The sequence below is a fragment of the Acidovorax sp. GW101-3H11 genome (assembly GCF_001633105.1).
Classification (GTDB): Bacteria; Pseudomonadota; Gammaproteobacteria; order Burkholderiales; family Burkholderiaceae_C; genus Acidovorax.
In genome coordinates this window covers 1189829-1216066 of the sequence record NZ_LUKZ01000009.1, presented here as the reverse complement: position 1 = coordinate 1216066, position 26238 = coordinate 1189829, and the positions used below count along the sequence as shown (strand labels likewise).

Genomic DNA, 26238 nt, shown 5'->3' with positions numbered 1-26238 from the left:
TCTGGCAAGGCTGACAATGCCTGCCCACCATCCCCATGTTTTTCGCTGCCCTTAGTTTTGGCTCGGTGTACCAGCCTTCGTTAGTCCACAACTCCATGTCCCCCGATTCCTTTGCCGATCTTCTGTCGGTCTACATGCGGCGCATCCGCGCCAGCGCCTCCGGCGTGGCCACCGAAATCGGCCTGAGCCGCGAGGCGGTGAACAACTGGCGCAACGGCATTTCGGTGCCCAACCCGCGCTCGCGCGACAAGCTGGTGGCCTGCACCCGCTACCTGCGCCTGACCGAGAGCGAGACCAACCGCCTGCTTAGCGCAGCAGGGTTTGCGCCCGAGTTTCCGCTGCAGGCCGAAGCGCCGCTGCGGGCCGAGGCCAGGGCCACGGGTGTGGCCCCAGGCGCGGCGCAGCCCTTTGCGGCGTTTCAGGACCGGCTGTTTGCCCAGCTTGCGCAGGCCGTGCCATACCCCATCTCGCTGCTGCTGTCGCCCGCGCACTGGGGGCAGCCGCCGTTTCGGCACGAGCTGCTGCAGCGTGCCCGCGCGCAGTATGGTGAGGGCTCGGTGCTGCACATCCAGCCGCCCTACAGCGTGAGCACGGTGCCCGCCGAATACTTCGCCGCCATCGGCCGCCAATGTGGCCTGGGCGATGTGGCGTCGGACTACGAGTTTGAATCTGCGCTGGAGCGCCGCCTGCTGGCAGGCGAACGCATCTTCTGCCTGGTCAGCCGCTTTGAGCAGGGCACACCCGCGCTGCGCGAGACCCTGGCGGGCATTTTGCGCAGCCTGAGCGAAATGCACAGCGGCCGCCTGCACCTGCTGCTGTGTGGCGGCGAGGCGCTGGCCGACCTCAAGTACCGCAGTGGCGACCTCTCGCTGCTCAACATCGCGCAGGTCAACCACTGGCCCGACCCGTCGCTGTACGACCTCCTGCAGCTGGCCCGGCACCGCTGGCCCGAGCACACCTGGACGGAGCCCGTGGTGGCCGATCTGCAAGCGCTCAGCGGCGGCCACCCCGCGTTGTTTGAAGAGGGCTTGCAGTGGCTGGTGGACCAGGGAATGGACCAGAGAGGGGGCAACGGCGATGCACCCCCCAGTGCCCTGCGCACCCACCTGGCCAGCAGCCCGCGCCTGTGGCAAACCTTTTTGCCCCTGGCCCAGGCGCCCGCCACCCGCGCGCGCCTGTTACAGCTGCTGCAGGCCGACGACCTGGGCCGCGCCCGGCCCTACCTGCAAGACGACGAACTGCGCGCCCTGTTCTGGGGCAACCTGATCCATGTGCGTGGCACGGGCGATGCGGCGCGATTGCACTGGCGCTGCGCCACCATTCGCGATGCGGGCTTCATGGTGCTGGATTCATGCTCGGCGGACTGAAGCCCCTGCTGTCCAAACCCGTGGTGCGCGCCGTTGTCATCGCGCTGGTCACGCTGTTTGTGGTCAGTGCGGTGTTCACGCCCCAGCACAACCCGGCCACGCGCGGCAGGTTCATGGCGACCATGAACGTGGGCCCGGTGTGGGGCGAGCTGGTGCAATGGCGCGTGGCGATGGTGCAGGCGCACAACGAGCTGGGCCACTGGCCCAAGGACATTAATGCCTACGCCCCCCCGGTGGCTCAGCCGCAGTTGCGCGTCACCTCCCCGCGCCCCTATGTGCTGCAGGCCGACATCGCCCAGCACCCCGAGCTGGGCAAGCTCGCAGGTACCCAGGTGGTGGTGGAGCTGAAACCCGGCACCACCACCTGGTCCTGCCGCCCCGGCAAACCGCCCATCCCCCTGGGCTACCTGCCCATCAACTGCCTGGAGGGCAGCACCGACGATTTCGAGCGCCCCACCCAAGTGCCCGATGCCGACCCGTTTGGCTGGATGCGCTCGCTGATCGCCTGGTGCGCCGTGATCTTTGGGGTGGGCGCCGTGCTGTGGGTGGTGCGCCATCCGCTCATCGGTGCGGGCCAGCTGCGCCCCGCACGCCTGCGCCGCACGCCGCTCGCGCGCCTGCCGCAGATCGACCGCCTGCTGCGCTGGCTGCGGCGGCTGGACGCCACCTTGCTGGCCGCCGACATCCGCACGGTGGACTGGCGCCGCGCCGTGGCCTGCGCCCAGGCCACGGGCGGCGAGCGCGCCCCGGCCCTGGCGCGCGCGCTGGCCGAGCGCGTGTCGGCACGCTGCCAGCCCAGCACCGGCTGGGCGCTGCCCGGTGCAGTGTTTGAGTGGCAGTTCCCGCCCGACCTGCCCGTGTCGCTGGACCGCTGCCTGGTGTTTGTGCCCACGCCCGGCATCGACGAAGCCACCGTGCTGCGCCAGCTGCGCGCCGTGCAGACCGGCAGCGACGTGCTGCTGATCCTGTGCGAGCACAGCGTGGACACGCCCTGGCCCCTGCTGCGCGCGCATGCCGACGACCGCGCCAACCTGCATGTGATGCTGGACAGCGCCCACCAGACCGAATGGCTGATTGGCGGCGAGGCCCTGCAGGTGCTGCTGCGCCAGCTGGCCGCACAGCTGCGCATCACGCGCATCTCGCCCTACCAGACACGCGGCGGCGTGACGCGCGAGGGCGGCTTTTTTGGCCGCGCCCAGCTGCTCGCCCGCGTCATCAACCGCGAGCCCGCCAACTACCTGGTGGTGGGCGGGCGCCAGCTGGGCAAAAGCAGCCTGCTCAAGGCCGTGCAACGCCGCATGGCGGGCCACCCGCACACCGTGTGCCACTACGTCTCGCTGCGCGACCACCGCCTGGCGCCGCGCATGGCGCTGCAGTTTGGCCTGGCGGCCGACACCCCGCTCGAAGCCATCGTGGACCACCTGCAGGCGCAGTACCAGGGCAAGCGCCTGGTGCTGCTCATCGACGAGGCCGACCTGTTCTTTCGTGACGAATCGGCCAACGGCTATGTGCAGCTGTCCACCCTGCGCGCGCTCAGCGAAGAGGGGCGCTGCTGGTTCATGCTCGCGGGCTTCTGGGATTTGTATGCCACGGCCGTGCTCGACTACCAAAGCCCCCTGCGCAACTTTGGCGAGGTGCTGGCCATTGGCGGCCTGGAGCGCAGCGCCTGCCGCGAGCTGGCCACCGAGCCGCTGCGCAAACTGCGCCTAGGCTTTGACAACGAGCGCCTGGTGGACCGCCTGGTGGACGCCAGCGGCCAGCGCGCCAACCTGGTCGCCATCCTGTGCCAGGAGTGCCTGGAGGCACTGGCGCCCGGCGAGCGCGTGATTGAAAAGCGCCATCTCGACCAGGCCCTGGCCTCGCAGGCCGTGCAGGATGCCTTGGCGGGCTGGGGCCGTCTGAGCCACGACGAAGCCGCCTGCCGTCTCGACCGCATCGTGGTCTACCACACCGCCCAGACCGGGCAGGCCAGCCTGGTCGCCCTGGCCCAGCTGCTGCAAGGCCACGGCATCGCGGGCGACGCGCAGGCGCTGCGCCAGTCACTGGCGCGCCTGCAGCTGGCCTATGTGCTGCGCAAGCATGAAGGCGGTGAATACCGCTTTGCCATCCCGCTGCTGCAGGACCAGTTTGAACCGGCGGAAGTGGAACTGCTGCTGCACCAGGAGCTGGCCGTGCTGGCGCGCAGCGACGCCAAGGTGTGAGCCAAAGAGGCTTATTTCCGATGGCCCTCACTCCCTCTCCCCTTGTGGGAGAGGGCCGGGGAGAGGGGGGTGAAACGGGCGCATAGCGGGCGCAGGACCCCTCTCCCCAACCCTCTCCCGCAGGGGGAGAGGGGGCCACCCTTCAGTGCTGGTGCACAGGTTGTTGTTTCTGTCTGGGATCTGTGTCTATTGCGGGGGAAAAAAGGCCGTTATCGCGCTATGGATAAGCGCTTTTAGCTATTGATTTGATAGTGATAGACGCTGTGGGCATGGAGGTTCACGGCAGTGCCACCACCACCGCCCCGCGCTTGCGCCCCGTCTCCACATACGCATGTGCCGCAGGCAGGTCGGCAAACGGGTAGGCGCAGTCCAGCACCGGCCGCAGCGCACCGGCCTGGGCCAGGCCCATCAGGGTCTGCAGGTCCTCAGGCTGCTCGGCCGCCGGGCCGCCAATGCTGCGGCGCGTGCCGCGCGGGCGGGCCAGCACCTGCGCCAGGCTGCCCGCCACCGCCAGGTAGCGGCCATGCTCCGTCAGGCGCGGCAGGCAGGCGGCAAAGCTGCTGGCGCCCACCGTGTCGGCCACCACGTCCCACTGCTGCGGGTCCTGGGTGAAGTCCTCTTCGGTGTAGTCGATCACGGCCTGTGCGCCCAGCGCCCGGGCCAGCGCCACATTGCCGCCACTGCACACCGCCGTGACATGCGCGCCCCGGTGCCGCGCCAGCTGCACCATGGCGCTGCCCACCGCGCCCGCTGCGCCAATCACCAGCAGCGATTCGCCCGCGCGCAGGTTGGCCTTGTTCAAAAAGTGCAGCGCCGCCAAGCCACCAAACGGCAGGCAGGCCGCGTCTACAAACGACAGGCGCTCGGGCTTGTGCACCAGGGGCCGGGTGCTGGGCAGCAGGCAGTACTCGGCATGGCCGCCCATGGCCACGCCCGCCACACCCACCACGGCATCGCCGGGGGCAAAGCCGGTGACCGCGCGGCCCACGGCCTCCACCACGCCTGCCACATCGGTGCCCAGCACCGGCTGGCGCGGCCGCGTGATGCCAAACGCCAGCCGCCCCAGCAGGCCAAAGCCGCGCGGCAGCTTCTGCGTGCGCACGCGCATGTCGGCCGACGACACACTGGCCGCCAGCACCCGCACCAGCACATCGCGCGGGCCGGGCACCGGGCGGGGCAGGGTGCGCAGCCGCAGCACATCGGTGCCGCCATAGCGGGTGCAGACCCAGGCGAGCATGGTGGTGGACGTGGGCAGGGCGAGTGTGTGCATGGGCAACAGGGCAGGGCGCCCGGTGGCGCAGTCGAAGGGAAGGGCGGGGTGGAGGTGCCTGCGGGCAGCTTAGGCGGCCGGGTGGTGCGTGCACAACCCGACCGTGGGAGGGGCGGCCGGTGGTGGCGGCACTCCATCTGCGCGTTAGCCTTGTGGGGTTGCGGGATCGACTGACAGACCGCTTGATGGCTGCAAAGGCTCGCCGTGCACCCGTCCCATGCTCTGCGGCCTTGTATGCCCTTGGACGGGCGGTTCGATCGCCAGGAACAGCTCGATGTGGCGGGCTGTTTTTTGATAAAAATGGCCACTACCGCGCACCCATCAAGCACTTTAAGCTATTAAATATGTAGCTTTATCGCTACGCCCCTCAAGGCCGCTGAGCCATCACCAGCGCATACAGCGCCTGCGCCGCCACCGACAGGCTCTCGTCCCGCCGCCGCACCAGATAGATCTGCCGCGTGAGCCCCGGCAGCGACAGCGGCCGGGTGACCAGGCCCGGCTGGTCGAAGTGGAACAGCGTGAGCGCGGGCACCACGCTGATGCCCAGGCCCGCGCGCACCATGCCCATCACGGTGGCGAGCTGCTCCACTTCCATCAGCGTGTGCATCGCCTGCGGGTGCAAGGCGGCCTCCAGGTACTGCCGCACGCTGCTGGTGCGCGCCAGGTGGATGAAGGGCCACGCGGCCAGGTCCTGTGCGGTGATGGCCTTGCGGCGGCGCGCCAGCGGGTGATCTGCAGGGCACACCAGGTAGAAGTTGTCGCTGCAAAACGGCTCGGCCTGCAGCGCAGGCGTGTCGGCGCGGATGGCGGCCAGCGCAAAGTCGGCATGGCCACTGGCCACGCGGTCGATGCAGGGCTCGGACAGCACATCGGCAATGTCGATCTCGATGCCCGGGTGCGCCGTGCGGTACTGCGCCAGCACACCCGGCAGCCAGCCCGCCGCCAGTGACGGCAACAGCGCCACGGCCACGTGCCCGCGCTGCAGCGTGGCGGCACTGCGCACGGCGGCCAGTGCGCTGGTGATCTCTGCGCGGATGCGGCGGGCCGATTCCAGAAAGTTCTGCCCCTCGGGCGTGAGGTCCACATGCCGCGTGCTGCGGTCGAACAGGCGCAGGCCCAGGTCGTCCTCCAGCGCGCGGATGAGGGCGCTGAACGCGGGCTGCGACAAATGGCACAGCGTGGCGGCGCGGGTGAAGCTGCGCTGCTCGGCCAGCGCGAGGAAGGCGTCGAGCTGGCGGCTGGAGAGGTGCGGGGCGCTCATGCGGGGTGGGTGTGATTCATCTGGTTTTCAGATGGATTCATCGTAACAATCGATTTTACAGAATACCGCAGGCTGCCTACAGTGGGCGCAGGAGACAACGATTCCATGGCGAAAAAAGCTAACAAAAAGCTGCTGGTGGGCTGCGCCGCCGGCTTCTCGGGCGACCGCACCGACGCGGCCCTGCCCGTGGTGCAGGCGCTCATCGCCAGCGGCCAGCCTGCGGTGCTCATCTTCGAGACCCTGGCCGAGCGCACGCTGGCCCTGGCCCAGCTGGCGCGCCGCACCGACCCCGACGCTGGGTATGAGCCGCTGCTGGTAGACCTGCTGCGCCCCGTGCTGGCGCAGTGCCTGGCGCACGACGTGCGCATCGTCAGCAACTTTGGCGCGGCCAACCCGCACGGCGCCGCGCGCCGCATCCACGCCCTGGCGGCCGAGCTGGGCCTGGCCCGCCCGCGCATTGCCGTGCTGCAGGGCGACGACCTGAGCGGCCCCGAACACCGCGCGCTGCTGCAGGGCGCACTGGGCAGCGCGATGCCCACCGAGCCCATCGTCAGCGCCAACGCCTACATCGGCGCGCAGGCCATTGCCGATGCGCTGCGCGCCGGGGCTGACATCGTGGTGTGTGGCCGTGTGGCCGACCCTTCGCTGGTGCTGGGCCCGGCGCTGGCGCACTACGGTTGGGCGCTGGACGACTGGGACCGGCTGGCGCGCGCCACCATGGCCGGGCATCTGCTCGAATGCGGCGCGCAGGTCACAGGCGGCTACTTTGCCGACCCCGGCTACAAGGATGTGCAAGGCCTGGCGCAACTGGGCTACCCCATCGCCGAGATCGACGCCGACGGCCACTGCACCATCACCAAGCCCCCGGGCACGGGTGGCTGCATTACCGAACGCACGGTGAAGGAACAGCTGCTGTACGAGTTGCACGACCCGGCGGCGTACTTCACGCCCGACGTGGTGGCCGACATCACCACTGCCCGCGTGACCACTGTGGGCGCTGACGTGGTGCGGCTGGAAGGCGTGTTGGGCCACGCGCGGCCCGCCACGCTCAAGGTCAACGTGTGTTTTGAATCGGGCTGGTTTGCCGAGGGCGAAATCTCCTACGCCGGCCCCCGCGCCGAAGCACGCGCGCGCCTGGCGGGCGAGGTGCTGCGCGAGCGTCTGCAGGGCCTGGGCCCGCTGCGCATCGACCTGATCGGCGTGACCAGCATCTTTGGCGACGACACCAGCCGCTGGCTGGACGACCCCGCAGCAGGTGATGCTCGCAATGACCCCCGCGACGTTCGCCTGCGCGTGGCCCTGCAGCACCGCGACCACGCCAGCGCCCAGCGCCTGGTGCGCGAGGTGACCGCGCTCTACACCTGCGGCCCCGCAGGGGGCGGCGGCGTGCGCACCGCCATGCGGCCGCGCCTGGGCACCGTGTCGTGCCTGGTGCCGCGCGAGGCCGTGGCCGTGCGTTTTGAGATGGTGGATTGAGGACTCAAGCCATGACCCCTACACACCCTACCGTCACCGTTCCCTTGTATCGACTTGCCCACAGCCGCACGGGGGACAAAGGCAACCGCTCCAACATCAGCGTCATCGCCTGGCACCCCGCGCTGTGGGATGTGCTGGTTGACCAGGTCACCGAGGCCGCCGTGGCGCAGCAGTTTGCGCAGCGCCGCCCGCGCCAGGTCACGCGCTACCTGCTGCCCCAGCTGCAGGCCATGAACATCGTGCTGGACGACGTGCTCGACGGTGGCGTGAATGATTCGCTCAACCTCGACAGCCACGGCAAGGCACTCAGCTACCTGCTGCTCGATATGCCTGTCGCCGTGCCCGCGCACCTGGCTGCGCACTTTGGCGGCCCCACGGCCTAGACCTCCCGTTTCGCTTTTCCATCCATACCAACACCAGGAGACAACATGACCCCTTCATCCCCCCGCCGCGCTCTGCTCGCCACTGCTGCCGTACTGGCGCTGGGCACATTGCACGTCCCCGCTGCGCTCGCCCAGGCGGCTGGTGCCTATCCCGCCAAGGCCATCACCTTCGTCGTGCCCTTTGCTGCAGGCAGCGCCACCGACCAGCTGGCGCGCGCGCTGGGCCAGTCCATCACCAACGACACCAAGCAGCCCGTGGTCATCGACAACAAGGCGGGTGCCAGCGGCATGATCGCCGCGTCGGCCGTGGCCAAGTCGGCGGCCGACGGCTACAGCGTGCTCATCACCACCAACACCACCCACGCGGCCAACGAGCACCTGTACAAAAAGCTCTCGTACGACCCGGTGAAGGACTTTGCGCCCGTCACCGGCCTGGGCAAGGGCGGGCAGGTGCTGGTGGTCAACGCCAGCGCACCGTACAAGAGCGTGGGCGAGCTGCTGGCCTTTGCCAAGAAGAACCCCGGCAAGCTCAGCTTTGGCAGCGGCAGTTCATCGAGCCGCATGGCGGGCGAGATGCTCAAGCAGCTGGCGGCCGTGGACATCCTGCATGTGCCCTACAAGAGCAACCCGCTGGCCATCACCGACCTGCTGGGCGGGCAGATCGATTTGATGATCACCGACACCTCCACCGGCGTGCCCCAGGTCAAGGCGGGCAAGCTGCGTGCGCTGGGCTACTCCACGCAAAAGCGCAGCACCCAGTTGCCCGATGTGCCCACCATCGACGAAGCCGGTGTGAAGGGCTATGACATGGGCTACTGGTTTGCGGCCTACGTGCCCGCCAATACACCCGCACCCGTGGTGGCACGCCTGAACGAGCTGCTGACCGCCGCCACCAAGAGCGCTGCGGCCAAGAGCTTCTTCGAGAACGCAGGCTCTGAAGCCTGGACCACCACGCCCGATGAACTCGCCAAGTTCCAGGCCGCCGAAACCCAGAAGTGGGGCAAGGTGATCAAGGCCGCGGGTATCGAGGCCGAGTAAATCGAAGGCCTGGTAGCGGTGGCGGGTAACACGCGCTGCGCCGGGTTTTCACTCCCTCTCCCCTCGCGGGAGAGGGCCGGGGAGAGGGGGCTCTTCTTCCGAGCGCCGCGCCCCATGCTCCCCCTCTCCCCCACCCTCTCCCACGAGGGGAGAGGGAGTGCCAGCGCGCTTTCAAAGGGATGTAGAAAATCAAGCCAAATAGGCCTCTACCGCCTGATAGGTAAGCGCTGATAGCTATCAAATTGGTAGTAATTCAGCCGAGGCTAGGGATGTCCTGCATAACCCTCGCGGGGCGGTGGTAGTGCGGATCGGGATGGGGCGCAAGGCGTCTTTTTGCAGCCAATAGCCCAGCTATTGGCAAGTGTATGGACCGGACACATGGTTAACAGGTGTGCGGGGACATGGTTTACAGATTTGATTTAACGGCTTCGGTGTCAGTCAGGTCAATCACCAGACAGCGGTGATGCGCGAAGAACACTTCAAAGCAACCGTCCTTGTCCTGCTTGGGNAAGTGTATGGACCGGACACATGGTTAACAGGTGTGCGGGGACATGGTTTACAGATTTGATTTAACGGCTTCGGTGTCAGTCAGGTCAATCACCAGACAGCGGTGATGCGCGAAGAACACTTCAAAGCAACCGTCCTTGTCCTGCTTGGGCCGGATACCCACCTTATGGTGCTGCAGGGCGTTGCTCAGCTTGTAGCTCCTTCCCCTGAATCTCAGGACCCCGTTCCAGCCGACCGTACTCACCTCGTCTTCACTGCTGTACTCGGGCTGACTCAGTTGCTCAGGAAACGCTCTCTTGCTAGGCCGATAGCACGTGACCGGCGTAGCGCCGTGCAGTGCTTCATGAGGGCGCTGATGGTTGTAGACCACACGCCAGCGGTCCAGCGCCTGCTGGACCTTCTGCAGGCTCTCGAAGCACCTCCCCTTGAGCACCTCGATCTCCAGCGTTCGGTGAAAGCGCTCATCCTTGCCGTTCGTTTGCGGGTGGTAGGGCCTGCTGTGGCTGACGTGGATGCCCAACTGCACCAGCCACACGCCCAGCGCTGTGAGCTGTCCCGGTGCGCTCGGTGAGCCCCAGGGAGCGCCGTTGTCGAAGTTGATCTGCGCTGGCAGGCCATAGCGCCTGAATACCTCCGTCATGTGCGCTTGCACGATCTCAGTGGCAGTCTTGCCGCAGGCCTGAAGCGCCAGGTTGAAGCGCGAGTGGTCGTCCAGCATGGTCAGCGGCGAGCACCGACCCTCCACGGTCTGGAAGTGGCCCTTAAAGTCGGCCTGCCAAAGTGCGTTGGGCTCCTCGCGTTCGAACCGCTGCCAGGGCTTGGCCGCTTCGCTGGCCTCGGGCGTGATCAAGCTGTGGCGGCGCAAGATGGATGTGACGGTGCTGGGGGCCACGTTGGGCCCACCCAGGTGCTGCAAGCGCCAGCTGATCTTGCGCCCGCCCCACGAGGGATGCTCGGTGCGCACAGCGATGACAGCCGCCTCCACCTGTGGCGAGGAACTGCTTGGACTGCTGCGCGGTCTGCGCGAGCGGTCTACAAGCCCCTCGCTGCCTTGCTCCTCAAAGCGGTTGAGCCACTTGTACCCGGTGGGGGCACTGATGCCAAAGCGGCGGCACAACTCACGCAGATTGGAGCCCTCTTGCCTTGCCAGTTCAACGAATTCCTGTCTCAGGTTCATGGTGTTGCAAGCCTTCCATGGCATAGCGACCTCCGGCGAAGTTCACCGAAAGTGTTAACCATGTCCCCGCACACCTGTTAACCATGTGTCCGGTCTGAACAGGCAAGAAAAGCAACGCAGCGAACCGCCAGAGGCCGCGCTATCACCGACCGCAGGGAGTTATGCAGGACATNGAGCCCTCTTGCCTTGCCAGTTCAACGAATTCCTGTCTCAGGTTCATGGTGTTGCAAGCCTTCCATGGCATAGCGACCTCCGGCGAAGTTCACCGAAAGTGTTAACCATGTCCCCGCACACCTGTTAACCATGTGTCCGGTCTGAACAGGCAAGAAAAGCAACGCAGCGAACCGCCCGAGGCCGCGCTATCACCGACCGCAGGGAGTTATGCAGGACATCCCTAGCATCCCTCACCACGGCACCCCCGCAAACCGCTCCACCAAAAAATCCAGCAACGCCCGCACCGCAGGCGACAAGTGCCTGCGCGACGGGTACAGCGCATAGATCGTCATCACCGGCAAGTCCCACCCCGGCAGCACGGCCTGCAGCTCGCCGCTGTGCAAATACGGGTTGACCAGATACGTCGGCTGCATCGCAATGCCACCGCCCGCCAGCGCCGCGCGCATCAGCGTGGTGGCCTCGTTGGCGCTGAAATGGCCGCTAACGCCCACGCGTTCCACCACATCGCCGCGCGTCAGCTGCCACACGCTTTTGCCAAAGTTGGCATAGCTCAGGCAGCGGTGCTGCGCCAGATCGGCGGGCAACTGTGGCACGCTGTGCGCGGCCAGGTAGGCGGGCGATGCCACCAGCACCGAATCACACCGCGCCAGTGGGCGGCCAATGAGCAGCGGGTCGGGCTCGGCGCTGATGCGGATGGCCAGGTCGATGCGCTTTTCCACCAGGTTCAGTGACCCTTCGCTGGCGTCCAGGTCGATCTTGAGCTGCGGGTGCTGCGCCAGAAAGTCCGCAATCGCCGCGCCCATCTGCGCAAATGCAAACGACACGCTGCAGGTCAGCCGCAGCTGGCCGCGCAATGCGCCCTCGGTGGTGGTGGCGGTTTCTTCTTCCAGGTCTTGCGACAGCGCCAGCATCTGCTGGCAGCGGCGCAGCGCGTGCTCGCCCGCGTCGGTCAGCGTCACGCTGCGAGTGGTGCGCTGCAGCAGGCGGGCCTGCAGCCACTGCTCCATCTCGCCCACATAGCGCGTGACCATGGCACGCGACATATCCAGCTTGTCGGCCGTGGCGCTGAAGCTGCCGCTGGTGGCGACTTCGGCAAACACATGCATGGCGGTCAGGCGGTCCATAGGTGGTGGGTGGGTTATTTGATCGAATGGTGAAACAAATATGCGCGAATTATCGGGTTTATTGGATCGATTGGCGCAAATAAACTTCATTCCGTCATCTACCCAACCTCTCAAAACCCTGGAGAAACCACCATGTTCCGCACCACCCTCATCGCCGCCACCCTCGCCGTTGCCTTCACCGGAGCCCAGGCCGCCCAGCCCCTGCAGGTCAAGGTCTACAACGCCGACGGCAACAGCTTCAACGTCAACTCCACGCTGGTCTACGGCGAGAAGGAGGCCATGGTGATTGACGCAGGCTTTACCCGTGCCGACGCGCTGCGCATTGCCGCCAACGTGCTCGACACCGGCAAAGAGCTGAAGACTATCTACGTGAGCCAGGCTGACCCCGACTACTACTTTGGCGTCGAGACGCTGAAAGAAATCTTCCCCAAAGCCGACGTGGTGACCACGCCCGCCGTGCTGGAGAAGATCAACGCCAAGCTCGCTACCAAGCTCTCGTTCTGGGGCCCCAAGATGGGCGCCAACGCACCGCGCACGCCCGTGCTGCCCAAGGCCATCGCGGGCAACACGCTGAGCGTGGACGGCCAGGCGGTCGAGATCCGTGGCACCACCGGCCTGCTGGCACACCGCCCGTATGCGTGGATCCCGTCCATCAAGGCCGTGGTGGGCACCATCGGCGTGTTTGGCACCAACACCCATGTGTGGACGGCCGACACGCAAACCGTGGCCGAGCGCAGCGCCTGGGTGGCCCAGCTCGACGAAATGGCCGCCCTGCAGCCCACCGTGGTGGTGCCCGGCCACATGCCCGCCGGTGGCGCGCTGGATGCCGCCAACATCAGCTATACCAAGGGCTATCTGCAGGCGTTCGAGAAGAATGCCGCCGCGACCAAGACCAGCGCCGAGCTCATCGACGCGATGAAGAAGGCCTACCCCGCAGCGCCCATGGGCCTGTCGCTGGACATCGGCGCCAAGGTCAACAAGGGCGAGATGAAGTGGTAAGCCAACCCTCAGACTGCCACGCACACAGATTTCCCGTCCCGTCCTTCAAGTCCCCGTCCCAACCCAAGGAGTTCCCATGAAGCTCGTCAAGACCTTGCTCATCGCCGCATCGCTCGTGGCAGCCTTTGTTTCCGCCAGCGCCTTTGCCCAGACCACCAACAAAGACATCGTGGTGGCCGGCATGAAAGGCCTGTTCATCACGCGTGATGCGTCGGTCATCGACAAGTACTGGTCGCCCGGCTACATCCAGCACAACCCCGCCGTGCCCAATGGGGCCGAGGTGCTGCGCGGATGGATCAAAAGCCTGCCGCCCGACTTCAAGTACGAGCCCGGCATGGTGGTGGCCGAGGGCGATCTGGTGATGATGCATGGTCGCTACTCTGGCATGGGCCCCAAGCCCATGGTCGGTGTGGACATCTTCCGCCTGTCCGGTGGAAAGATCGTTGAGCACTGGGATGTCCTGCAGGAGGAGGTCACCCAGACCGCCAGCGGCAACCCCATGTTCACCAAACCCGCCAACTGAACCCCTTCTGAAGGAGCACCAGACCGTGACCGCCACACATCCCCTCCAACAAGTCCTGCAGCACCTGCACGCCGGGCGCTGGAACGCGGCGCACGATCTGGTGCAGCACGACGGCTCCATGCTCGCAGCCTGGCTGCACGGCATCCTGCATCTGCAAGAAGGCGATTTGGAAGACGCCGAAAATTGGTACGACCGCGCTGCCCGCCACTTCCGCAGCCGGGGCACGCTGGCCGAAGAGATTGCGGCGTTTGAAGCCGCACTGGCTGCGTCCGAAACCTCAGACCCCAACGAAAGAACCTGATCCATGCCCACCACGCCAACCGTCACCGTGACCTACCTGTTCGACCCCCTGTGCGGCTGGTGCTATGCCGCCGCGCCCGCGCTCAAGTTTCTGCAAGCACAGGAGGGTGTCGAGGTGGTGCTGGCCCCCACCGGCCTGTTCGCGGGTGCAGGCGCGCGGCCCATGGACGCGCAATTTGCCGCCTATGCCTGGGCCAACGACCAGCGCATCCAGCAGCTCACCGGCCAGCCCTTCACGCAGGCCTACCGCGACCAGATCCTGGGTGCCGAAGGCGGCCGTTTTGACTCCGGCCCCGCCACGCTGGCCCTCACGGCCGTGGCGCAGACCGCGCCTGAGCGCGAGCTGGACGCGCTGCACGCCCTGCAGCACGCCCGCTATGTGGACGGCCGCGACAACACTGACCCGGCCGTGATCGCCGAGGTGCTGCGCGCCCTGGGCCTGCAACAAGCCGCCACCCTGGCCCTGTCGCCCGACACCGCCTTGCAGCGCGCCAACGGCGACCGCACTGCGACCGCCCAGGCCATGCTGCGCGCCGTGGGTGCGCGCGGCGTGCCGCAACTGGTGGTCACGGGGCAGGGCGGGGCGCTGCGGTTGCTGGGTGGCGATGCGCTGCTGGGCCCGCGCGAGCAGTTGCTGGCGCTGGTGCGGGCGGCGGCTGCGGATTGAATGCAGCGGAAGTGCGCCGTTTTTTTAAACACCAAGAAGCCGTTCACGCTGAGTCCGTCGAAGCGCTGTGCAGGGCTTCGACGGGCTCAGCCCGAACGGTGTTGGGTAATTGAGGGTGGGTTCATCAAAACCCGTTCACGCTGAGCTGGTCGCAGCGCGGCGTGAGGCTTCGACAGGCTCAGCCCGAACGATGTTGAGTGATCGAGGGTGGGTTCATCAAAACCCGTTCACGCTGAGCCTGCCGAAGCGCGGCGCAGGGCTTCGACAGGCTCAGCCCGAACGGTATTGGGTGATCGAGGGTGAGTTCATCAAAACCCGTTCACGCTGAGTTTGTCGAAGCGCCGCGCAGGGCTTCGACAGGCTCAGCCCTAACGGTGTTGAGTGATCGAGGGTGGGTTCATAAAAACCCGTTCACGCTGAGCCTGTCGCAGCGCGGCGCAGGGCTTCGACGGGCTCACCCCGAACGGTGTTAAGTGATCGAGGGTGAGTTCATCAAAACCCGTTCACGCTGAGCTTGTCGAAGCGCCGCGCGAGGCTTCGACAGGCTCAGCCCGAACGGGAAGGAATGGGTAAAAGCGAGTCCGTACGAAAACGCCCGCGCAGGCTCACTCCATCGACGGATCAATCAGTACCTTGGCCCCGGTATTGCGCGGGCCATAGAACGCAATCGCATCCGCACTCAGTGCCCCCGCCAGCGACACCGTGCGCGCATAGTGGCTGGCAAACGTGGTCTTCAGCTCGGCGGCCACACGCGCGCGCAGCGCCTGGGTGGCTTCATCACCAATCTTCTGCAGAAACGGAAACAGCAGCCACCCGCCCATGCCCCAGGCCATGCCAAAGGTGCGGTGCACTTCGGTGGGGCGCGTGTCCAGGTGGCCGTACAAATACACCTGCTTGTGCACGGCCGAACCATAGCGGCTGTACTCCTTGGCCGTGCGGTTGATGGCGGCTTCCATGCACTGCAGGATCTGCCCAGCCAGCGTGCCGCCGCCCGTGGCATCAAACGCAATCGTGGCGCCTGTGGCGGCCAGCGCATCCGTCAGGTCAGCCATGAAGGTGGGCACGCTGCTGTCGCAAACATACTGCGCGCCCAGCCCGCGCAGCAGCGCCGCCTGCTCGGGCTTGCGCACGATGTTGACCAGGCCAATGCCGTCCTTCTGGCACACCTTGTTCAGCATCTGCCCCAGGTTGCTGGCCGCAGCAGTGTGCACCAGCGCGGTGTGGCCCTCGCGCTTCATCGTCTCCACCATGCTCAGCGCCGTGAGCGGGTTCACAAAACACGATGCGCCCTCGGCCGCCGTGGTGCCGGGCGGCAGCGGCAGGCACTGCGCCGCAGGCATGGCGCGGTATTGCGAATACATGGCGCCACCAATCACCGCCACCGTGCGGCCCAGCAGCGCCTGTGCGGCGGGCGATGCACCCGCCGCCACCACCAGGCCCGCGCCCTCGTTGCCCACCGGCATGCTCTGGCCCAGGCGTGCGGCCATGTTGGGCATGGCGCGCTCGGGGATGCGGGCCGTGGCCACCGGCCGATCGGCCGTGCCGCTGACCTGCACGGTAGACAAATCGGCCGGGCCTAGCAGTAGGCCGATGTCCGACGGGTTGATGGGCGTGGCCTGCACCTGGATCAGCACCTCATCAGGCCCCGGCGTGGGCACGGGCGTGGGCTCCAGGCTGATCTGCAGCGTGCCGTCGGGCTGGACGAGGGAGCGCAGTTGCAGGGCGGTGGTGGGGATGGAGGCGGGTGCGGTGGTCATGGATGGCTTTCCTTGAAAAAGAGGGCGCGCCTTGCTGTGATGGCGCGGCCACGTGCCTGGCATTAGAACGCGACTGATCCGCAAACGCGGTCGCACAAGTGCCTTGCGGCAGCAGGGTTGCCGTGGCTGCCAACGCAGGTCCAGGCCAACGCGGCATGGGCAGGCTTTTAACCCCCCAGCGTCCGCACCATCTGCTCATACATCGCATTCACCGCCGGTGACCGCTGCGACACCTTGCTGCGCAGCACCGCCACATGCATGGCATCCAGCGGCGGCAGCTCAAACTCTGCAGGCAGGTTCTGCAAAATTTGCAGGTGGGGCGGCACGCTGCAGCGCGTGAGCACGGCCACGGCCAGGCCGCTCTCCACGGCGGCCAGCTGGCCTGCCAGGCTGGGGCTGTGGTACACGAGGTGGTAGCCGCGCCGCCGCGTGCCCAGCGCGGCCAGGGTGGCCTGCCGCGCCATGCTGGTGGATTCATACACCGCAATCGGCAACGGGTCGCGCCGCCACACCTCAAACTGCGGCGAGCCCACCCACACCAGCGGCTCGTCAAACAGAAAGCGCCCCCGCTGCGGCTTGTCTTGCGAGACCAGCGCCAGGTCCAGCTCGCCCCGCGTGATGCGCGGGATCAGGGATGTGGACTGCTCACAGGTCAGCTCAATCTCCACCCCCTGGTAGCGGTGCGCAAAGCTGCGCAGCACCGGCGTGAGGTAGGCGCTGGCGTAGTCATCCGGCACACCCAGCCGCACGCGGCCTGCCAGCTTGGGGCCAAACAGCGCCGCATGCGCCTCGGCCTGCAAATCGAGCACACGGCGCGCGTACGACAGCAGCTCGGCCCCCGCTGGCGTCACCTCCAGGTGGCGCGGCCCGCGCAGCAGCACCGGGCGGCCCAGCGCCGCCTCCAGCTTCTTGATCTGCATGCTCACCGCCGACTGCGAGCGGTGCACCAGCGGCGCCGCGCCCGAGAGCGAGCCCGCATCCACCACCGCCACAAAGGCGCGCAGCCAGTCGATCTGAAAGTCTGGGTAGTTCATGGGCGGTTTGCCTCGAATTCGTTTATCGAATGGTATCTGTTCGATTTATCCGTTTTACAGCGTAGCCAGAAACCCGGAGCATCTGCGGCATGAACCACTCCCCATCCCACACCGCCGCATCACCATCCCTTGCCAGCACGCTGCAGCCCGCCAACGCACACACCCGCGAGCGCGACGGCCAGTGGCTGCTCATCGCCGGTGGCGTGCTGCTGGGCACCATCGGCGTGTTTGTGGAAGAGGCGGGCCAGCACCCGCTGGTCACCGTGTGGTTTCGCTGCGCATTTGGCGCGCTGGCGCTGCTGGCGTGGTGCCTGGGCATGGGGCGGGGGCGCGAGCTCCTGCTTAGCGGCAAAGCCCGCTGGGTGGCCTGCGCCTCGGGCGTGCTCATGGTGCTGAACTGGGCGCTGTTTTTTGCGGCCATCCCGCGCACCTCCATTGCCGTGGCCACGGTCATCTTTCATATCCAGCCCATCTGGGTCATCGTGTTTGGCGCGCTGTTTCTGCGCGCGGCCATCTCGCCCCTGCAGTGGCTGGCCACCCTGGCCGCGCTGGCGGGCCTGGTGTTGACCACCGGGCTGCTAGACGGCACGCCCGCTGCTGCCGCCGCAAGCAACAACAGCCAGGGCTACCTGGCAGGCGTGCTGATGTGCCTGGGCGGCTCGCTGTGCTACGCGGGCGTCACGCTGCTGGCCAACACACAAAAGGCCATCAGCCCCTACGCCATGGCCCTGTGGCAATGCCTGGTGGGCGCGGTGGCGCTGGCGTGGGCCCCCTGGGCGCTGGGCTGGCCGCCGCTGGGCGCCGCCTGGGGCTGGCTGCTGGGCCTGGGCGTGCTGCACACGGGCCTGGCCTATGTGGTGCTGTTTGCGGGCATGGCGCGCCTGGGGCTGGGGCGCATTGCGGTGCTGCAGTTTGTGTACCCGCTCACCGCCGTGCTGGTGGACTGGGCCGTGTATGGCCGCACGCTCAGCCCCGTGCAGCTGGCGGGCGTGGGGCTGATGGCGGCTGCGCTGTGGACGCTGCGGCGGCCCCGGCTAGCAAGCTGACGGCTACTAATGACTTGGATTACCACTTCACCAACCGCACCACCATCGGCCGGTGGTCTGAACCCAGGTCGGGCCCCGTGTGTGCATCCACCAGCTGCCACGCCGACGAGGCCAGCACGTGGTCCAGCGGCAGCACCGACAGCCAGCCCCAGGCGTTGGGCCAGGTTGGCACGGCAAGGCCCGCGCGGCGCATCTGCGCTTGCTCTGCGTCCCACACTCCGCGTGCCCAGGGCGTGGTGTTCAAGTCACCCGCCATTACGCTCAGACCACCGGCCTGTGTCAGATGTTGGGTCTCGTCTTGCAGTGCACGGTCACGTGCTTGGGCAAAGGCGCTGCTGATCGGGGGCATGGGGTGCAGCGCGCTCAGATGTACGGGCTGGCCGTTCCACGCCATCGTCGCGCGCAGGCGCAGCGTGTCGTGGTCGGTGCGGGGTTGCAGCACCTGTGTACCGGCGAGCGGGTAGCGCGACAAAATAGCCAGCCCAAACGGGTCGGGCTGCGGCACGGTCAGGCGGTGCGGGTAGCGCGCGGCAAGGGCCGGGTCATCGGCCAACGCGCGCTGGGCCAGCTCGGTGAACTCCTGCAAAAACACCACATCCGGCGCATCGGCAGAGGCCAGCCAATGCCGTAGCGGTGTGAAGTCTGTGGTAGACAGATTCAGGTTGGCAGTGCCCACTTTCAGCACCTGGGCGTTGGCGGTGGTGGGTGCAGCCGCTGCAGGCAGTGTGGCGGGCTGCCATATCAACGAACCCGCAATCATCGACGCAGGCAGTGGCAGCCACGATGCGCTTTGCCGCAGCATTAGCGCCATCACCACGATGGGCGCTGAGGCCGCCGCACCTACCACGGCATAGGCCCACTGCCAGTGCGCGGCCAGCTCCACCAGCCATTGCAGCCAAGACTCATTGTCTGTGGATAGTTTCCGTGAGACGGGCGCCGTGAGCGCACCCAGTGCGCAGAGCCACACCAGCCATTGCGCTCTGGTGTTGCAGAAGTCAAAGATTGCGGAGCGGCTTGGCATGGAGGTCAGATTTGTGAAGCAGCCGCGCATTGTGCGCGCAGCCGCAAGCAATGCAGGTGCGCGGTGGCGTGTGTCACTTCACCCCTTCACGAAGGCAGATGGCTGAACTTGGACACCCTTTTGGGCTAAGCTTGTCGCAGCCTTGCGTAACGCATCCACGAGCACAGCGTGGGTGGTCTCGTCCATTCGGAGCGTCTTGTCGGGCAGGCTGCCTATGACTCAATGCGAGAACTCAGGGCGCCTTGCCCGCCGCCAGATGTTGTGTGAAGAACGCCACCACCTTCGCATTGAACCCCTGGTGAAACGCCACCCGGTCAAACCCCGGCCCATCGCGGCAAATCTCCGGCGCGGCCTCGTTCAGCGCAGGCGAGCAGGGCGCCAGAAAGGCATAGTGCTCCGCGTTGGCAGCCACATGCCAGTCGGGTGCGCGGGGCAGGCCCTGGCGCAGCACCTCCACGCTTTGCAGCGTCACGCCACTGCCACCCAGCGCTGAGGCCCACAGCTGCACCGGCACGCCGACCTGCCCCAGCCCCTTGGCATCGAACACGCTCAATGGGTCCACGATGACCGCCGCCCGGATGCGTGCATCCGGCGCAGGCGTGGCGGGGATTTCGTTGCGCCGAATCTCGCCGCACAGGGGCCGCGTGGACAGCGGCGGGCACAGGTCCGGGCGCAGCGCCCAGTCCGGCTTGGCACCTATGGCCACCAGCCCCGTGTAGCCGCCGCGCGAATAGCCAAAAAAGCCCACCTTGCCCGCGTCCAGCTGCGCGCGCTGGGGCCACGCGCCCAGCATGTAGTCCGTCAGCCGTCGCATGTCCACCGGCCGCGTGGCAAAGGCCGACAGGTGGCCCTGGCGGCTCAGGTCCTGAAAGTTGTCGCCTGGATGGTTAATGGCAGCCACCACATGGCCCGCATCGGCCAGCGCAGCCGCCGTGTCGTGGTGCCCCAGGGCCGATCCGCCCGCGCCGTGCGACACCACCACCAGCGGCAAGCCCTGGCCAGCCACGGTGCAGTCGCGCGTGCCTTGCAGTACCAGCGGCGCCAGGTCGATGCGGCCCGGCGGCGTGCTGCAGGGCGACCACACGGCGCCGCGCAGCGCTGGCCCGTCCTTGTCTGCAGGCACCTCGATAAACGCAAAGCCCGCCGCCTGGGCCACGGTGGCGGCGCAGCCAAGCGCTGCGGCCGACAGCCAACGCATGCCGAGGCCGAAGCGGGAAGGCGAGCGGGCACGGAGGCGGAAGCGGAGTGGCGATGAAAAGGTCATGGTGATGTGCTGGCGTGGATGGGTATCAGCAGGTGGGTGCGCAAGTCTGCCTGCGCGGCGTTGCGGGGGAGTTTAGGCAGTAGTGCTGCCGCCTGGGTTGCCGCCGCTGCTGCTGTCGTCATGGGCGCGTAGCTATCAAATAAATAGCTAATAGCGCTTGCTGGACGCGCGGAGAAGGGCGATTTGATGCTGAATTTTCCCGGCCACCACTGCTGCAGACACCGCTGCGGCCCGTTTGCAGCCGACGATTCCAAGTCCGGCAGGCTCCGAAAGCTGGAAGACATGGCGCTGGCGTACCCCGGCTGGCGCTTTGATGGCGCTATGTGCCTGCTGACTTTTCACTTTGTGCCGCGCGAGAAGCGCGTGCCGATGGCGGCGGAAATCTGGCGGCGGTTGAAGCCCGGGGCGCCGCTGGTGGTGGCCGCGAGCGGGGCAGGGGATCGCGATCTGTGGCTGTCGCGCTATGCCGCGTTTCTGGCGGCGGTGCAGTTAGGCGCGGGACAAGGTGGCTGCGGAGCTGGCTGTGTTGACGCCTGAGGAGGATGAGGTGGTTTTGTGTGAGGTGGGGTTTAGCGATGTGCGGATGTTTTATATGGGGTTTGCTTTTAAGGCGTGGATAGGATTTGTGGCGCTTTGAATGCATGCGGGTTAGGAGTAGAGAAGCCTTGAATATGTCCTCATACCGATGGTTGAATTTTCTAAGATGAAGGCTTTTGCTTTGAATTTGGCGACGTTCAGATGGCTTTAGGGAAAATTTCTTGTTTTGCTGCTTCAGGAACAGGTGATTACGAAGGTGAGTTTAGAGAGGCCCGTGCCTCTTGCGAGGATTGGTCAAAATCCGCAGCCCACGCCTCTAACACTCCCTCTAAGCCAACGTGCAATGGATTAACTTTTGCTTCCCATGTTTTGGTGTATGTAACGACAGTTGCTTTTGCTTGTTTGGTGGGCAATACGAGTGATGCTTGGTCGGGAATTTTTCGATAGGTGGTGAAGTAGATTTCGAGAAGCTTTTCTCTGTGTAGTGGTAGAAGATCCTGTGGTCGGTACTTAAATTTGAAGGTGTTGGGAAGCTCCACGCCCTGGATCATGAGGGATTTTTGAAATTCCTTATCAATTACAAAGGAGATCTCCCGATATGCATTGAGATTTTTTTCTGCTTCGGCGTCACCCGAATCGCACTGCTTGGAACTGAAATCTTGTTTGGCAATTTCTAAAATGTATTTTCYAATTCGACTTGCTTCAGCCACTTCTGGATAGGAAAGAAAACTGTCTAACGCGCGTAGCAGTGTTTCGCTAGGGTGTATGACTGCAAGTTTCGATAGCGACGTGTGTACATCTTTAGTTAAGCTGGATACGTCGGCTTCGGATATTTTGCTGTTGGGGTGAATTGTTGATATATAAATGGACAGAAGGCCAACGCATTGATGGTAGAGTGCCTCCAGCTCTTCGGCTTTTTTGAAATCGCGTTCCAGAGCACGCTCAGTGTTTTTTGCAATTTGCTCTCGCTCCCATTGTTTGGCAGCTCTTGTATTTGAAAGGTGCTGCGTGAGAATGTTGCCAAACAATAAAGATCCCGAGCCCACTAGCACGCCTAATAATGTCGATAAGGCAGGGTTGGTGAGATATTCCATCATGATTAAATTCTCTGCTTCCTGTTTTTAAGTTGTCTTTATGACTATATCCGCTGCTCCAATGATTCTCAACACGGCCTTCAGCACTTGACGACTTACTTTGGTTTCAAATAGGTCAAAGTTCAGTCTTGCCCGGCCAAAGGTGACCGCATAGCATCCCTGTCAAGCACCCACCCCCATGAGGTGCTGCACAAAAACATGACAGGAGACAAGCCTTGCCATCCACCCGCTGGAGTCACTGCGGCACCGAAGACCTGAGCGTCTTGCAGACCATCTTCTGGTCCGCAGGCGCGTCGCGCAATGCGCTGGCGCAGCGCCTGGCCTATTCCAAGAGCAAGGCCAACGCCATGGTGGCGGCGCTGCTGGACGAAGGCCTGCTCGACGAGGTGGGCCTGCAGGAATCCTCTGGCGGCCGGCGGGCTGAAACCCTCCGTTTGAGCGAAACCCTGGGCGTGGTGATTGGCGCTGACCTGGGCGCCACCAGCATGCAAATTGCGGTGATGCGGCCCGACATGACGGTGCTGGCGCGGCACCGCGAGCCGATTGATGTGCGCCAGGGGCCGGGCGTGATCCTGGCGCGGGTGCGGGGGCTGATGCGCGAGCTGCTGGCGCGCTGCGGGCTGGCGCCCAACCAGGTGATTGCCATTGGCATGGGCGTGCCGGGGCCGGTGGATTTTGAAAGCGGGCAGCTCGTCAACCCGCCGCTGATGCCCGACTGGGACGGCTTCTCGATCCGCGACTACCTGCGCGAGGCGTTTGCCGCGCCGGTGTTTGTGGACAACGATGTGAACCTGATGGCGCTGGGCGAGATGTACCGGCTGCAGCGCAATCTGCCCAACTTCTTGGTCATCAAGGTGGGCACGGGTATTGGCTGCGGCATTGTGTGCCACGGGCAGGTGTACCGGGGCGCCAATGGCTCGGCGGGCGATGTGGGCCACATCTGTGTGGACCAGCACGGCCCGCGCTGCCACTGCGGCAACCAGGGCTGTGTGGAGGCGATGGCCGCAGCACCCGCCATGGCGCGCATGGCCACTGAGGCCGCGCAGCGCGGCGAGAGCGCGCTGCTGGCCGAGCGCCTGCAAAGCACGGGCGCGCTGACGATTGAAGACGTGGCCCAGGCCAGCCGCACGGGCGATGTGGCGGCCAACGCCATCATCCAGCGCGCGGGCAGCCTGGTGGGGCAGATGCTGGCGTCCATCGTCAACTTCTTCAACCCGTCGCATGTGTTCATTGCGGGGCGGGTGACGGACATGGGGCCGCTGTTCCTCGCGTCGGTGCGGCAGAGCGTGTACCACCGGTCGCTGGCGTTGTCTACGCGGCATCTGGAGATTCAATACGCGCCGCTGGCCGACGATGCCGGTGTGGTGGGCGCGGGCGTGCTGGCGATGCAGGAGAGCCTGTCGCGTGCGGGCTCGGTGACGGGTGCGGGCGTTGGAGCAGGGGTAGCGCGATGAGCGTGGCCGTCGAGTTCCGCAACGTGACCAAGGAGTTCGGCCCGGTGCGCGTGCTGCACGGCGTGGGCTTTGCGCTGCAGCCGGGCCGGGTGTACGGCCTGCTGGGCGAGAACGGCGCGGGCAAGTCCACGCTGATGAAGATTCTGGCTGGCTACGAGAGCCCGACGACTGGCGAGGTGGTGGTGGACGGCGCGGTGCGCGCGCCCGGTGGGGGATCGCGTGCGGCCGAGGCGCAGGGCATTGTGCTGATCCACCAGGAGTTCAACCTGGCGGACGACCTGACGATTGCGCAGAACATCTTCTTGGGCCATGAGATCAAGCGCGGGCTCTTTCTGGATGACAAGGCGATGCGCGAGAAGACGCGCGAGGCGCTTGCCAAAGTGGGACTGCCGCTGGACCCGGACACGCGGGTGCGCAAGCTCATCGTGGCCGAAAAGCAGCTGGTTGAGATTGCCCGGGCGCTGGCCCGCAATGCGCGCCTGCTCATCATGGACGAGCCCACCGCTACGCTGACCCCGGGCGAGACGGAGCGCCTGTTTGCGCTGATGGCCGGGCTCAAGGCCGCGGGCGTGACCATCATCTACATATCGCACAAGCTCGACGAGGTGGAGCGCACCACCGACGAGGTGGTGGTGATGCGCGACGGCCTGCTGGTGGCGCGCGAGGCCACGGCCAGCGTGACGCGGCGGCAGATGGCCAACCTGATGGTGGGCCGCGAGCTGGCGGATTTGTTTCCGCCCAAGCTGCCCGCGCCGCAGGATGGCGCACCGGCCATCACGGTGCGCGGCCTCACGGTGCCGGGGTGGGCCGAGGGCGTGGACTTTGAAGTGCGGCGCGGCGAGATTCTGGGCTTTGCCGGGCTGGTGGGCGCTGGGCGTACGGAGCTTTTTGAGGGCTTGCTGGGCCTGCGCCCGCGCACGGCGGGCACGGTGGAGATTGCGGGCCAGCCCGTGCAGCTCAAAAGCCCACGCGATGCGGCGCGCCACGGCCTCACCTATCTGAGCGAAGACCGCAAGGGCAAGGGCCTGCATGTGCACTTTGGCCTGCGGCCCAACCTGACGCTGATGGCGCTGGAGCGCTACGCCAAGCCCTGGCTGGACCCGGCGGCCGAGCAGGCTGCGCTGCGCGAAGCGGTGCAGGAGTTCGGCATCCGCACCGGCTCGCTGGAGGTGCGTGCGTCATCGCTGTCGGGCGGCAACCAGCAAAAGCTGGCGCTGGCCAAGGTGCTGCACCCCGGCCCGAGCGTGGTGGTGCTGGACGAGCCCACGCGCGGCGTGGACGTGGGCGCCAAGCGCGAGATTTATCACCTGGTGCAGCGCCTGGCAGAGCAGGGGCTGGCGGTGATCGTGATTTCGTCCGAACTGATGGAGCTGATCGGCCTGTGCCACCGCGTGGCGGTGATGCGCGCGGGGCGGCTGCAGACCACGCTGCAAGAACCCCATTTGACCGAAGAGGAGTTGATAGCCCATGCCACAGGCACCCGTTAACGTACCGGCTGAAAACGCCGCCGCCCCGCAGGCAGGTGGTAGCCGCCACGCCGCTGCGGCCGCCACCGGCGCCAGCGCCTGGTGGGGCAAGCTGCATGGCCTGGGCCCGGTCATCGGCCTGGTGCTGCTGTGCATTGCGGGCACGCTGCTCAACAGCAACTTCGCCACCTACGACAACGTGATGAACGTGCTGACCCGCACGGCGTTCATCGGCATCATTGCGGTGGGCATGTGCTTCGTCATCATCTCGGGCGGCATCGACCTGTCGGTGGGGTCGATGGCGGCACTGATCGCGGGCTCGGTCATCCTGTTCATGAACGCGATGGCGCCCGTGCTGGGCTCGCCCATGGCGGCCGTGGTGGTGGGCATGCTGCTGGCGGTGGTGCTGGGCGCGGTGTTCGGGCTGGTGCACGGCCTCTTGATCACCAAGGGGCGCATCGAGCCCTTCATCGTCACGCTGGGCACGCTGGGCATCTTCCGCGCGTACCTCACGTACTTCTCCAACGGCGGGGCCATCACGCTGGAGAACGACCTATCGGACATCTACAGCCCGGTGTATTACGCCAACCTGCTGGGTGTGCCCATCCCCGTGTGGATCTTCCTGCTGGTGGCGATTGTGGGAGGCGTCATCCTGAACCGCACGGCCTATGGCCGCTATGTGCAGGCCATCGGCTCCAACGAGCAGGTGGCGCAGTACGCGGCGGTGGATGTGCACAAGATCAAGATCCTCACGTACATGCTGCTGGGCGTGTGCGTGGGCATTGCCACGCTGCTGTATGTGCCGCGCCTGGGCTCTGCATCGCCCACTACGGGGCTGCTGTGGGAGCTGGAGGCGATTGCCGCCGTCATCGTGGGCGGCACGGTTTTGAAGGGCGGGGCGGGCAGCATCACCGGCACGGTGGTGGGGGCCATCCTGCTCTCGGTCATCAGCAACATCCTCAACCTCACCAGCATCATCAGCGTGTACCTGAATGCGGCGGTGCAGGGGTTCGTGATCATCGCGGTTGCCTTCATGCAGAGGGGCAAGCGGTGATGGATCTTCGGTTTTCTCGGTAGGTCGTTTGACTTTCGTGTTCC

23 protein-coding genes are annotated in these 26238 nt (G+C 65.9%); 14 read left to right on the top strand and 9 right to left on the bottom strand.

What is annotated here, in order from left to right; translation table 11 throughout:
* Nucleotides 1-95 precede the first annotated feature (95 nt).
* Together A1D30_RS11580 and A1D30_RS11575 are read left to right on the top strand one after the other, a co-directional pair.
* Entirely contained in the window at nucleotides 96-1367 is a 1272-nt protein-coding gene (locus tag A1D30_RS11580) for a hypothetical protein (RefSeq protein ID WP_199865956.1), read from the top strand.
* Nucleotides 1352-3568: an ATP-binding protein gene (locus A1D30_RS11575; protein WP_063460755.1), complete on the top strand. Its 2217-nt coding sequence runs from the start codon at nucleotides 1352-1354 to the stop codon at nucleotides 3566-3568. Before A1D30_RS11580 ends, A1D30_RS11575 begins: the two co-directional genes overlap by 16 nt.
* 277 nt (nucleotides 3569-3845) lie before the next feature.
* On the opposite strand, the gene A1D30_RS11570 is transcribed toward A1D30_RS11575, so the two are convergent.
* Together A1D30_RS11570 and A1D30_RS11565 are read right to left on the bottom strand one after the other, a co-directional pair.
* Nucleotides 3846-4838, bottom strand: a complete 993-nt coding sequence (locus A1D30_RS11570; RefSeq protein WP_082836407.1) for an NAD(P)-dependent alcohol dehydrogenase — start codon at nucleotides 4836-4838, stop codon at nucleotides 3846-3848.
* 367 nt (nucleotides 4839-5205) lie between these two features.
* Nucleotides 5206-6099, bottom strand: coding sequence for a LysR family transcriptional regulator (locus tag A1D30_RS11565; protein WP_063460754.1), 894 nt, complete (start codon nucleotides 6097-6099; stop codon nucleotides 5206-5208).
* 105 nt (nucleotides 6100-6204) lie between these two features.
* On the opposite strand from A1D30_RS11565, the gene A1D30_RS11560 reads away from it, so the two are divergent.
* From A1D30_RS11560 to A1D30_RS11550, 3 genes are read left to right on the top strand one after another with little or no spacing between them, the layout of a single operon-like run.
* Nucleotides 6205-7575, top strand: a complete 1371-nt coding sequence (locus A1D30_RS11560; protein WP_063460945.1) for an acyclic terpene utilization AtuA family protein — start codon at nucleotides 6205-6207, stop codon at nucleotides 7573-7575.
* 11 nt (nucleotides 7576-7586) lie between these two features.
* A complete protein-coding gene (locus tag A1D30_RS11555) occupies nucleotides 7587-7958 on the top strand; it encodes a hypothetical protein (RefSeq protein WP_063460753.1) in 372 nt (123 codons plus the stop codon).
* Between the two features lie 45 nt (nucleotides 7959-8003).
* The gene (locus A1D30_RS11550; RefSeq protein WP_063460752.1) at nucleotides 8004-8996 is read left to right on the top strand and encodes a tripartite tricarboxylate transporter substrate binding protein; all 993 of its coding nucleotides are present in this window, start codon (nucleotides 8004-8006) and stop codon (nucleotides 8994-8996) included.
* Nucleotides 8997-9552: 556 nt separating this feature from the next.
* Here the strand turns inward: A1D30_RS11550 and A1D30_RS11545 are convergent.
* Nucleotides 9553-10704 carry an IS481 family transposase gene (locus A1D30_RS11545; protein ID WP_063460751.1) on the bottom strand — a complete coding sequence of 384 codons (1152 nt, stop codon included), beginning with the start codon at nucleotides 10702-10704 and terminating at the stop codon, nucleotides 9553-9555.
* 380 nt (nucleotides 10705-11084) lie between these two features.
* Nucleotides 11085-11978 carry a LysR family transcriptional regulator gene (locus A1D30_RS11540; protein WP_063460750.1) on the bottom strand — a complete coding sequence of 298 codons (894 nt, stop codon included), beginning with the start codon at nucleotides 11976-11978 and terminating at the stop codon, nucleotides 11085-11087.
* A 132-nt stretch (nucleotides 11979-12110) separates the two neighbouring features.
* On the opposite strand from A1D30_RS11540, the gene A1D30_RS11535 reads away from it, so the two are divergent.
* The 4 genes from A1D30_RS11535 (at nucleotide 12111) to A1D30_RS11520 (ending at nucleotide 14467) form a co-directional block, all read left to right on the top strand.
* The gene (locus A1D30_RS11535) at nucleotides 12111-12977 is read left to right on the top strand and encodes an MBL fold metallo-hydrolase (RefSeq protein ID WP_063460749.1); all 867 of its coding nucleotides are present in this window, start codon (nucleotides 12111-12113) and stop codon (nucleotides 12975-12977) included.
* A 76-nt stretch (nucleotides 12978-13053) separates the two neighbouring features.
* Nucleotides 13054-13500 carry a nuclear transport factor 2 family protein gene (locus A1D30_RS11530; protein WP_082836406.1) on the top strand — a complete coding sequence of 149 codons (447 nt, stop codon included), beginning with the start codon at nucleotides 13054-13056 and terminating at the stop codon, nucleotides 13498-13500.
* Between the two features lie 25 nt (nucleotides 13501-13525).
* On the top strand, nucleotides 13526-13801 hold the full coding sequence (locus A1D30_RS11525) for a hypothetical protein (protein ID WP_063460748.1): 276 nt from the start codon (nucleotides 13526-13528) through the stop codon (nucleotides 13799-13801).
* Nucleotides 13802-13804: 3 nt separating this feature from the next.
* Nucleotides 13805-14467, top strand: a complete 663-nt coding sequence (locus A1D30_RS11520) for a DsbA family protein (protein WP_063460747.1) — start codon at nucleotides 13805-13807, stop codon at nucleotides 14465-14467.
* Nucleotides 14468-15072: 605 nt separating this feature from the next.
* Here A1D30_RS11520 and A1D30_RS11515 read toward each other — a convergent pair.
* Both A1D30_RS11515 and A1D30_RS11510 read right to left on the bottom strand, forming a co-directional pair.
* Nucleotides 15073-16224 (bottom strand): zinc-binding dehydrogenase, encoded by a 1152-nt coding sequence (locus tag A1D30_RS11515; RefSeq protein WP_063460746.1) that lies wholly within the window; start codon nucleotides 16222-16224, stop codon nucleotides 15073-15075.
* A gap of 167 nt (nucleotides 16225-16391) precedes the next feature.
* Nucleotides 16392-17258 (bottom strand): LysR family transcriptional regulator, encoded by an 867-nt coding sequence (locus A1D30_RS11510; protein ID WP_063460745.1) that lies wholly within the window; start codon nucleotides 17256-17258, stop codon nucleotides 16392-16394.
* 89 nt (nucleotides 17259-17347) lie between these two features.
* On the opposite strand from A1D30_RS11510, the gene A1D30_RS11505 reads away from it, so the two are divergent.
* Nucleotides 17348-18304, top strand: coding sequence for an EamA family transporter (locus A1D30_RS11505; protein WP_063460744.1), 957 nt, complete (start codon nucleotides 17348-17350; stop codon nucleotides 18302-18304).
* A 19-nt stretch (nucleotides 18305-18323) separates the two neighbouring features.
* Here A1D30_RS11505 and A1D30_RS11500 read toward each other — a convergent pair whose 3' ends face one another.
* Together A1D30_RS11500 and A1D30_RS11495 are read right to left on the bottom strand one after the other, a co-directional pair.
* The gene (locus tag A1D30_RS11500; RefSeq protein ID WP_063460943.1) at nucleotides 18324-19325 is read right to left on the bottom strand and encodes an endonuclease/exonuclease/phosphatase family protein; all 1002 of its coding nucleotides are present in this window, start codon (nucleotides 19323-19325) and stop codon (nucleotides 18324-18326) included.
* Between the two features lie 232 nt (nucleotides 19326-19557).
* Nucleotides 19558-20523: a hypothetical protein gene (locus A1D30_RS11495; RefSeq protein ID WP_063460743.1), complete on the bottom strand. Its 966-nt coding sequence runs from the start codon at nucleotides 20521-20523 to the stop codon at nucleotides 19558-19560.
* Nucleotides 20524-20871: 348 nt separating this feature from the next.
* Between A1D30_RS11495 and A1D30_RS11490 the strand changes: the two genes are divergently transcribed.
* On the top strand, nucleotides 20872-21126 hold the full coding sequence (locus A1D30_RS11490; protein WP_131798450.1) for a class I SAM-dependent methyltransferase: 255 nt from the start codon (nucleotides 20872-20874) through the stop codon (nucleotides 21124-21126).
* A gap of 248 nt (nucleotides 21127-21374) precedes the next feature.
* On the opposite strand, the gene A1D30_RS25505 is transcribed toward A1D30_RS11490, so the two are convergent.
* Entirely contained in the window at nucleotides 21375-22220 is an 846-nt protein-coding gene (locus A1D30_RS25505; protein WP_157891325.1) for a hypothetical protein, read from the bottom strand.
* A 254-nt stretch (nucleotides 22221-22474) separates the two neighbouring features.
* Between A1D30_RS25505 and A1D30_RS11485 the strand changes: the two genes are divergently transcribed.
* The 3 genes from A1D30_RS11485 to A1D30_RS11475 are packed head-to-tail and all read left to right on the top strand — an operon-like array spanning nucleotide 22475 to nucleotide 26194.
* On the top strand, nucleotides 22475-23674 hold the full coding sequence (locus tag A1D30_RS11485; protein WP_063460942.1) for an ROK family transcriptional regulator: 1200 nt from the start codon (nucleotides 22475-22477) through the stop codon (nucleotides 23672-23674).
* Nucleotides 23671-25161: a sugar ABC transporter ATP-binding protein gene (locus tag A1D30_RS11480; RefSeq protein ID WP_063460741.1), complete on the top strand. Its 1491-nt coding sequence runs from the start codon at nucleotides 23671-23673 to the stop codon at nucleotides 25159-25161. The genes A1D30_RS11485 and A1D30_RS11480 overlap by 4 nt, the downstream gene beginning before the upstream one ends.
* Nucleotides 25142-26194 carry an ABC transporter permease gene (locus A1D30_RS11475; protein WP_199865955.1) on the top strand — a complete coding sequence of 351 codons (1053 nt, stop codon included), beginning with the start codon at nucleotides 25142-25144 and terminating at the stop codon, nucleotides 26192-26194. The genes A1D30_RS11480 and A1D30_RS11475 overlap by 20 nt, the downstream gene beginning before the upstream one ends.
* The last annotated feature ends 44 nt before the right edge of the window (nucleotides 26195-26238 follow it).

What these genes read in the sequence shown, in the direction of transcription:
- A1D30_RS11560 (WP_063460945.1), top strand. Translation starts at nt 6,205, where the DNA reads ATGGCGAAAAAAGCTAACAAAAAGCTGCTGGTGGGCTGCGCCGCCGGC.
- A1D30_RS11495 (WP_063460743.1), bottom strand. Translation starts at nt 20,523, where the DNA reads ATGCGTTGGCTGTCGGCCGCAGCGCTTGGCTGCGCCGCCACCGTGGCC.
- A1D30_RS11500 (WP_063460943.1), bottom strand. Translation starts at nt 19,325, where the DNA reads ATGCCAAGCCGCTCCGCAATCTTTGACTTCTGCAACACCAGAGCGCAA.
- A1D30_RS11520 (WP_063460747.1), top strand. Translation starts at nt 13,805, where the DNA reads ATGCCCACCACGCCAACCGTCACCGTGACCTACCTGTTCGACCCCCTG.
- A1D30_RS11530 (WP_082836406.1), top strand. Translation starts at nt 13,054, where the DNA reads ATGAAGCTCGTCAAGACCTTGCTCATCGCCGCATCGCTCGTGGCAGCC.
- A1D30_RS11565 (WP_063460754.1), bottom strand. Translation starts at nt 6,099, where the DNA reads ATGAGCGCCCCGCACCTCTCCAGCCGCCAGCTCGACGCCTTCCTCGCG.
- A1D30_RS11540 (WP_063460750.1), bottom strand. Translation starts at nt 11,978, where the DNA reads ATGGACCGCCTGACCGCCATGCATGTGTTTGCCGAAGTCGCCACCAGC.
- A1D30_RS11490 (WP_131798450.1), top strand. Translation starts at nt 20,872, where the DNA reads ATGGCGCTGGCGTACCCCGGCTGGCGCTTTGATGGCGCTATGTGCCTG.
- A1D30_RS11570 (WP_082836407.1), bottom strand. Translation starts at nt 4,838, where the DNA reads ATGCACACACTCGCCCTGCCCACGTCCACCACCATGCTCGCCTGGGTC.
- A1D30_RS11580 (WP_199865956.1), top strand. Translation starts at nt 96, where the DNA reads ATGTCCCCCGATTCCTTTGCCGATCTTCTGTCGGTCTACATGCGGCGC.
- A1D30_RS11510 (WP_063460745.1), bottom strand. Translation starts at nt 17,258, where the DNA reads ATGAACTACCCAGACTTTCAGATCGACTGGCTGCGCGCCTTTGTGGCG.
- A1D30_RS11515 (WP_063460746.1), bottom strand. Translation starts at nt 16,224, where the DNA reads ATGACCACCGCACCCGCCTCCATCCCCACCACCGCCCTGCAACTGCGC.
- A1D30_RS11545 (WP_063460751.1), bottom strand. Translation starts at nt 10,704, where the DNA reads ATGCCATGGAAGGCTTGCAACACCATGAACCTGAGACAGGAATTCGTT.
- A1D30_RS11550 (WP_063460752.1), top strand. Translation starts at nt 8,004, where the DNA reads ATGACCCCTTCATCCCCCCGCCGCGCTCTGCTCGCCACTGCTGCCGTA.
- A1D30_RS11575 (WP_063460755.1), top strand. Translation starts at nt 1,352, where the DNA reads ATGCTCGGCGGACTGAAGCCCCTGCTGTCCAAACCCGTGGTGCGCGCC.
- A1D30_RS11555 (WP_063460753.1), top strand. Translation starts at nt 7,587, where the DNA reads ATGACCCCTACACACCCTACCGTCACCGTTCCCTTGTATCGACTTGCC.
- A1D30_RS11480 (WP_063460741.1), top strand. Translation starts at nt 23,671, where the DNA reads ATGAGCGTGGCCGTCGAGTTCCGCAACGTGACCAAGGAGTTCGGCCCG.
- A1D30_RS11505 (WP_063460744.1), top strand. Translation starts at nt 17,348, where the DNA reads ATGAACCACTCCCCATCCCACACCGCCGCATCACCATCCCTTGCCAGC.
- A1D30_RS11535 (WP_063460749.1), top strand. Translation starts at nt 12,111, where the DNA reads ATGTTCCGCACCACCCTCATCGCCGCCACCCTCGCCGTTGCCTTCACC.
- A1D30_RS11475 (WP_199865955.1), top strand. Translation starts at nt 25,142, where the DNA reads ATGCCACAGGCACCCGTTAACGTACCGGCTGAAAACGCCGCCGCCCCG.